This is a genomic window from Streptomyces sp. NPDC048461 (assembly GCF_055587105.1).
Genome location: NZ_JBVJGW010000064.1, coordinates 1 through 6,855, shown reverse-complemented (window position 1 = coordinate 6,855; position 6,855 = coordinate 1). Strand labels below are relative to the sequence as shown.

Here is a 6,855-nt window from a genome sequence, read left to right as displayed (position 1 = left end):
GTAGTAGGCGTGCTGGTATCGGCAGTCGAGGGTTTTGGGGTCGTCTGGGCCGTGAACCCGTGCGCGGTCGGGGGTGAGGTCGGCGTAGAGGTCACGCGCCGTTGCAGGGGCACCAGCTACACCGGTGTAGTGGGCAAGCTGGTGTCGGCTGTTGAGGGTGTAGGGGTTGTCTCGTCCTTGCTGCTGTTCGTAGTCGGTGGTGAGGTCGGCGTAGAGGTCACGCGCCGTTGCAGGGGCGCCAGCTTTACCGGTGTAGTGGGCAAGCAGGTATCGGCAGTCGAGGGTTTTGGGGTGCTCTGGGCCGTGAACCCGTTCGTAGTCGGTGGTGAGGTCGGCGTAGAGGTCACGCGCCGTTGCAGGGGCGCCAGCTTCGCCAGTGCAGCGGGCGTGCTGGAGTCGGCTGGTGAGGGTGTCGGAGTGGTCTGGCCCTAGAAATCCCGCTGAAGCTGTGGCCAGAAGCCCGTACAGGTGGCGGGCTGCCTGAAAGTCCCCGCGTTCCTTGGCTGCGGCGGCCTCGGCGCGTAGCTGCTCTGCGGTCTTGTTCGGCATGTCCGCGCTGGTGGACGGTTTGTCCGGGACAAGGCCGGGTGCTGTGTCGCCGAGTTCTGTGGTGATGCGGTGGACGGTGTCGTCATCGGTGTCGTTGACCGCGCGCACGCGTGCCAGGGCTGCATCGATGTCGTCTGCCTCCGGGTCGGCAGAGGCTTCTTCTACCCGCGGGATGGGGCCCAGGTCAGGCAGACGCTCGTGGGGGATAGCGGTCTGGCCTCGGAGGCGGCTTAGTTCGTCGGTCAGCGTGGTGATCTGTTCTTGCAGGTGCGCGGAGAGGGCTTCGGCCTGCTGTTTCTTCTCCTCGGCGCGGGTGAGCTCGCTCTCGGCCTTGGCCTGCTGGGACTGGGCGCGCGCGAGCTTGGCCTGGGCGGCCTCCACCACTTCCCGGCCGGTGGCGTTGTCCCGTTCCCGCGTCAGTGTGTGGACCCGGCCGGTCAGGTTGTGGATCATCCCGAGGAGGATCCAGATCAGCCGCGCGCTGTTGTCGGCAGCCTGACGGAGCTCCGCCTGCTGTTCCAAGGCGCGAGTGAGCCGGTCATACGTCTCGATCTGCTGCGCCTGCACCGCGGCCACGTCCATGACTCCTGATCCAGCACCCGCAGCCGGCGTCACGCTTCGGGCCTGGGGGATGCGGGGTGGGTGCATCGCCTCGTACAGGAGGCCATCGGCCTCGCTCTGGCGGCGTTCGCGCAGCTGTGCCGGCACCGTCGCGCTGATCAGCGCCGTGACGAAGGGCTGCGGGGGGATCCGTCCGCTCAGGAGAGAGCTGATCTGGGTGGTGGAGCAGTTGATCTCCTTCGCGAGCACGGCGAGGGTCTTGCCGGAGCCGTCGACCTGGGCGCGCAGGAACGTGGCGAGCTTGCCCGCTGACGGGTTCACCGGCCGGATCGACCCCCACGGCCGGCCCCTGCGCTTGTCCGATCCCGCCACCGGTACCCCCTGCTGCATGCCGTGCGTTTGTCCGCCCTGTCCGGGACAAGTGCCGTTCTGTCCGCAACCTACCTGCGATGTTCCGTCTGGATGGCCGGGATAAGCCAACTCCCCTGGATGGTCTGGCTACCGGCCGCACACCGCGGCCCCTGTACTCGAAAGGGCAGCCCGTGAACGACGTCCTCTCCATCGCCGCCGACCTCCTCACCCTGGTCGGAGCGGCGCTCTCCATCACCCTGGAAGTACGGCGGGCCCGCCGGGCGGCTGACAAGGGCAGCGCGGACAGCGGGGGTGAGAACCCTCCGCAGTGACCAGGCACCTGCGCCCCGGCCTCTCGGCCGGGGCGCAGCCGTGTCGAAGGCCGGCACTTCGCCGCGGTGCGCGCTGCGGGGCGCTGGTCGCAGTGCACTGCTCTGCCTGTGACGCGACCGAGCGCCGGACTTCCTGAAGCCCCCGGTGCCCCTTTCATTCACAGCGGCCGGACACGGGGACTTGCCCTGCTGGGCCGTGCGCGTGTTGCAGGTCACATCGGGGCGGGTTGCGGGGCTAGGGGTGGGGCGGTGTAGCACCTGCGCGATTTTCACCATTCAGCGTCCTGAGCTGCGGTTATGTGGAAACTTGCGGGGCTAACCCCTTGCCGTTCGAAAGTGCGGGTCACGCCTTCGGACGGAGGCGTGACCCGCGTTTTCACGCAAGGAGTTACCTGACATGAGCACGACAGATACGGGCGGGGAGTCCATGGGTGAGGAGTCCGGCCGGGAGCCGGGCCGGGAGTCGTCCCCGCGGCGCCGCCGGGTGAGTGGGCGCCGGCTGGCGGGCCAGGTGGTCGCTGCGCTCGCAGTTGAGGCGGCGCAGGCCGCGGTGTCGGTGTGGGCGCCGGAATGGGCGGAGGTGGCGCAGGCCTTGGCTGCGGCCGCACGGGTAACGTCCCGGCGCCGCTGGGGCCGGCACGGGCGCCCGCGCAGCTAGCCGAGCCGGCAGGTTCCCGGGCCGTGGGCGGCCCGCAGACCCGGGGCGCGCCGTTGGCGGCGCCCCGGGTCCGGTACCTGCCGAAGGGCCGACGGGCCACCGGGAAGTCGAAGAGCTTGCGTCAGTGATGCAAGTCAAGTAACTTTATCTATGGAGGGTTCTGAAGCGCCGCGTACTGCCGGCCGAGGAGCCGTGCACCAGCCGGGGCATCCGTCGGGTGCGGGGCGCAGGACTGCAGCGAGGGGAGCGGCGTTGATCATCCAGGGGCGGACGCATCTGGTGCGGACCCGGGAACAGCTTGCCCGGGACATGGGCATTCCCAAGGGGACGTTCGCGAACAAGCGGCCGTATGACGTGGACGGGTTCCCTGCGCGGATCAGCTCGGTGGGTGCCCGGGTCCTGTTGTGGGACGGGGAGCAGACGGCGGCCTACCTCGCCGGCAGGCCTGTGCCGGAACTGCCCGGCCCGGGCGGGCCCGGAGACCTCCTCGACCGCCAGGAGGCCGCGGCCGAGCTCGGAGTTACACCGCGGAGCTGGGACGGCTACAAGACGGACCCGCGGATTGCCCCGCACGCGGTGTGGGCCGGCGGCGTGGAGCACTGGCCGCGCTCCGTGGTCTGCGCGTTCCGGGACAGCCGACCGGGCCGCCGGGCTGCCCCCGGCCGGCCCGCGGGCACGGGCGACGCGGTACCGCGCGGGGAGTTGCCACGGCTGGTTGCCGCGCTCCTCGACGCCGATCCGGCGATCACCATCGCGGAGGTCTGCGCCGCACTGGGCGTGGCTACCGCTACCGCCCAACGGGCTCTGTCGAGGCTGCGGGGTGAGCGTGTGGCGGCCCTGATGGAGGCTCGGCCGGCCTTGTCGGAGGACCAGGCCGCGCAGGCGCTCGGGTACCCCGCTGCGGTCCGCCGGCGCACGCGCAGCAGGACCGCCGAAGCAGGGAGCGAGACCCGTGGGTGAAGCCGTGGACGTCAGTGCCTGGGATGCGTACTACGCGGGCGGCCGGTGGTTCCGCCCGGTGATGGACGAGGAGAAGGAGTTCCTCCGCCGGTCCGCAGACCTCGGGCCCGGCCGGACCGCCCTCGACGTCGGATGCGGCACCGGAGGTTTCGCCGAGTTCCTCCACGCCGAGGGATGCGCCGTCCTGGGAGTCGACTACTCAGAAACGGCAATCTCGCTTGCCCGGTCAAAATTTGCAGAGACCAGCGGACTAGAGTTCCGGCACTTGGACGCGGCGAACGACACATGGGAAAACCTGCCGTCCTACCACCTGATCTCTACACGCCTCACCTACGCATTCATCGAGCAGAAAACAGAATTCCTGAAAAAGGTGAGAGACCACCTCAACCCGGGCGGTGTATTCCATGTGATGACACCCCTTTCTGAGCGTCTCCCTGAAAGCCGCAGCGGTATCGGAATTACGAAGGAAGAGCTAGAAGAAATGATCTACGGGTGGTCCTCGGTAGAGGAAAGAGAGCTCGATGCACAACATGTCGCCTACGCCCTGACGGTCTAAAAATTGCTGGGCGTTAGGATTTGGATGTCTGGGCTTGGCACGGTGTTGCCTCGTGGGCTCAGACGGCGGTGATGGCCGGCCATGGGGCCGCTAACCCCGTCCACGCGGCAACGCGAGGAGCCGGCCATCACACCGCCCCAAGCCCCACAGCCGCAGCGCGGGTGTTCGCCGCCGCCCGTACCAACCCCCCTGCTTTCACTGCTCTTCGGGGTCGGGACTCCATACGTTCGGCCCGCCGCCGCGCCACTCGATCAGCAGCGGATCATCGAGCCTGACGACGTCGGGGTCCAGGCCGGCCCTCCGCAGGAATTCGAGGAGATCGGCGGGGCCAAGGGCGCGGCCGAGGATTTCGCCGTCACAGCGGACGCGGCGCCCGCCGTCGGCATCCGGCGGGTAGACGATCAGGCGCAGGGGGCTCATCCCTTCACCGTGGCGGTACCCGATCACTCCAGCACTCGGAGAGCGGCATCGGGACGGCAGTACGGGCAGCTCTCCACACCCTCTCCGAGGAGTCGCAACGCCTCGGCGCGCTCCACGGCCCTGCCCTGGCCATCAGGGCAGGACCCAGCGTGCACGCGGAACGGCTGAGCGCCGTAGCCGGTGCGATGGATCTCCAATTTCCAGTCAGGGACGAGCAGGGCCGGGCGGCGGGCCGACGTGGCAGCCTCCTCCGACTCCAGTCGACTGATCGCAGCTCTGACCTGGGATATCTGCCACTCCAGCCAGCTCTCAACTGCTCGATACCGGGCCAGACGCACGCCCACATTTTCGGTCACAAGTTCGATTATAGGAGCGGCGGATTCCACCAGGCCGAGGGAAGGGGGCGGCGCCGGCGGCGGGGACTCCTATCGAAGAGTTGGGGCTACCCGTGAGCTCGAGTGAAAAGTTACAGATCGTCTCGCGCGGACATCCCCCCGCACGGCCGGCGAACGCACAGCTTCGCCGGGGTGATGCTGCTCTGAGCAGCCGCTTCGCCGATCCGGAGTCGTTCGCCTCGGCGGGTGTACCTACCATCACCGCCTTAGCTTCCGTGTATTGACGTCGCGACACGCCGGGAGTGGAAATCCCTCACAACCCAAGATCTGGTGGTTGTATAGCCGCTGCCGCCCAGAGGTTGTGGTCCTCGGTCCGCCGCGGGTCCCGGCTTCTCGTAGAGTGGTGAGTGCTTCACCAGCTCCTCCCGAACCTCCACCGGCACCCGTCGCGTGGAGAGCCTGCGCGCGAGCGCGGGCAGCCTCAAGGGAGTTGGAGGAGCAGTTGACGAACAAGGTGGAGCACGAGGAACGGCGCGAGCGGCGGCTGATAGTCCTTCAGGCGCTGGTCGACTGGTCGCTTATGGTGCCGCTGATCGTCAAGGCGGTGACGTGGCTGGTGGAGAACGTCGGATGACGACGTGGTGGGACCGGACGACGGCAAGGCTCAGCACTGAGCCCGGCCGGTATCAACTCGGCCGGGCTCATTAGCACCACCGTCACCTTGCAGGGGGCTGGTCCGGGCGGCAACCCGGACCAGGACCTCCGCTGCGCCTGTCACAGATGGCGGCGCTCGACGCGGTGGGCGGACAGCCCCTGCTTCAGCAGCAACTGTCTCTCGCGGTGTCCGGCAAGCGCTAGGCACTCACGCAGCAACCGAACCCCACCGTAGCGCACTGCCCTGTGTGCTGGACTACCAGAGTCGGGCTCTGAGGCACATCCAGCCGTGCGGCTCACACGGATCCCGTAGGAGCTCCGCAAAACGACTAGCGGAGCAAAAGATCTTGACTATCTGGCCTCTCCGTCCCCGCACCGAGGGCGTGAAGGTGGGGATGGCCGGGGGCGATCACAGCGCCCCGCGAAGGCCGGCGGGCCCGGCACGGCGAGCGAGCCCCGCAGCCGGGTCACGGAGACGGGGTCCGCGTGCCACTCGCGTCCGCCATGCTCGCCCCGCCGGCCGGGCGCGGGCCGGGCGCGGGCCGGGCGCCGGTTAGGGTCGGGGCAGCCTGCGCCGACATGGGTGTGTGGGGCAGGCCCGGTGCCCGCTTCGACGGGGGCAGTACCGCCGGGCCGCACAAAGCGAAGTGCCGGACTCGGCGACGGGTTCTGAGTGCCAAGATCAAACCCGAGAGGGCAGATTTGACGTTCGAGGCGTTGAGGTCCGCTCTGGCCCGGGATGGCTCCATCAGCGGGCCCGCGGCCTTGGCCGCTCTGCTGTCAGGCGCGCGGTGGGAGGTCCCTTCGCATACGGCCTCGGCCCGCTCGTTGTGGTCGATCTGGTGCGACCGGCTCGACATGCTGGTGGAGAGCGGAGAATTTGATCCGGGCAAGCTGGAGAGCCTGGCTCAGGCCGTGGACGGGCTTGATGATGTAGGAGACGTACGGGTGTACATGGCCACGGTCATCGACCCGCCACGCCGTTTTCACGTCTACCTCTCAGAGGACCTCGCCCACTGTGTCGGGACGTGGGAGGGCCGCTTGAACGAGCAGGCTCCCCGAACGGACACCTGAACCGAGGCGGCCGGGCCTTGCTGGACTCGGTGTCGCCCTCGGCTTGGGAGCAGGGTGGTCCCGGCCAGGCTGGGTGGGTGGGGCGCAGCGTGGTCCTGGTCCTGGTGCGGGCCGGGGTGTGGTTGGGGTTCAGACGTTTCCCGCGCAGCGGGTGACCGGGCCCGCTGCGCGGGCCCGGGGGGTCGGGCGCTGCGCGCCCTTGCGGTGTGGCTTCGGGGGCGCAGCGGGGCCGTGGTCGGGGTGCGGGTGGGGGTGTGGTTGGGGTTCACCCGTTTCCCGCGCAGCGGGTGACCGGGGCGCTGCGCTTCCCGGGGGGGGGCCCCGGGGGGGGGCCGGGGGGCGGCCGCGGGGGTGCGCGGGGGGGGGGGTGGGGGCGCCGCGGCGCGGGGGGGGTGGGGGGGGGGC

The 6,855-nt window shown here is 69.4% G+C and carries 8 protein-coding genes and 1 pseudogene; 6 read left to right on the top strand and 3 right to left on the bottom strand.

Annotated features, from left to right (window positions below):
- Window positions 1–1,500, bottom strand: a pseudogene (locus tag ACZ6S8_RS39450) (hypothetical protein); the annotation flags it as partial.
- A 152-nt stretch (window positions 1,501–1,652) separates the two neighbouring features.
- Here ACZ6S8_RS39450 and ACZ6S8_RS39445 point away from each other — a divergent pair.
- The 4 genes from ACZ6S8_RS39445 to ACZ6S8_RS39430 all read left to right on the top strand — a co-directional run bounded on the left by ACZ6S8_RS39445 (window position 1,653) and on the right by ACZ6S8_RS39430 (window position 3,967).
- Window positions 1,653–1,793, top strand: a complete 141-nt coding sequence (locus ACZ6S8_RS39445) for a hypothetical protein (protein WP_469463215.1) — start codon at window positions 1,653–1,655, stop codon at window positions 1,791–1,793.
- A 397-nt stretch (window positions 1,794–2,190) separates the two neighbouring features.
- Window positions 2,191–2,451: a hypothetical protein gene (locus ACZ6S8_RS39440; protein WP_469463213.1), complete on the top strand. Its 261-nt coding sequence runs from the start codon at window positions 2,191–2,193 to the stop codon at window positions 2,449–2,451.
- 309 nt (window positions 2,452–2,760) lie between these two features.
- Window positions 2,761–3,411: a hypothetical protein gene (locus ACZ6S8_RS39435; protein ID WP_469463212.1), complete on the top strand. Its 651-nt coding sequence runs from the start codon at window positions 2,761–2,763 to the stop codon at window positions 3,409–3,411.
- Window positions 3,404–3,967 carry a class I SAM-dependent methyltransferase gene (locus ACZ6S8_RS39430; RefSeq protein WP_469463210.1) on the top strand — a complete coding sequence of 188 codons (564 nt, stop codon included), beginning with the start codon at window positions 3,404–3,406 and terminating at the stop codon, window positions 3,965–3,967. The genes ACZ6S8_RS39435 and ACZ6S8_RS39430 overlap by 8 nt, the downstream gene beginning before the upstream one ends.
- 195 nt (window positions 3,968–4,162) lie before the next feature.
- On the opposite strand, the gene ACZ6S8_RS39425 is transcribed toward ACZ6S8_RS39430, so the two are convergent.
- Both ACZ6S8_RS39425 and ACZ6S8_RS39420 read right to left on the bottom strand, forming a co-directional pair.
- Window positions 4,163–4,387 (bottom strand): hypothetical protein, encoded by a 225-nt coding sequence (locus ACZ6S8_RS39425; protein WP_469463209.1) that lies wholly within the window; start codon window positions 4,385–4,387, stop codon window positions 4,163–4,165.
- Between the two features lie 23 nt (window positions 4,388–4,410).
- The gene (locus ACZ6S8_RS39420) at window positions 4,411–4,725 is read right to left on the bottom strand and encodes a DUF6233 domain-containing protein (protein ID WP_469463216.1); all 315 of its coding nucleotides are present in this window, start codon (window positions 4,723–4,725) and stop codon (window positions 4,411–4,413) included.
- A 499-nt stretch (window positions 4,726–5,224) separates the two neighbouring features.
- Between ACZ6S8_RS39420 and ACZ6S8_RS39415 the strand changes: the two genes are divergently transcribed.
- Window positions 5,225–5,356: a hypothetical protein gene (locus tag ACZ6S8_RS39415; RefSeq protein ID WP_469463207.1), complete on the top strand. Its 132-nt coding sequence runs from the start codon at window positions 5,225–5,227 to the stop codon at window positions 5,354–5,356.
- Between the two features lie 848 nt (window positions 5,357–6,204).
- The gene (locus ACZ6S8_RS39410) at window positions 6,205–6,450 is read left to right on the top strand and encodes a hypothetical protein (protein WP_469463205.1); all 246 of its coding nucleotides are present in this window, start codon (window positions 6,205–6,207) and stop codon (window positions 6,448–6,450) included.
- The last annotated feature ends 405 nt before the right edge of the window (window positions 6,451–6,855 follow it).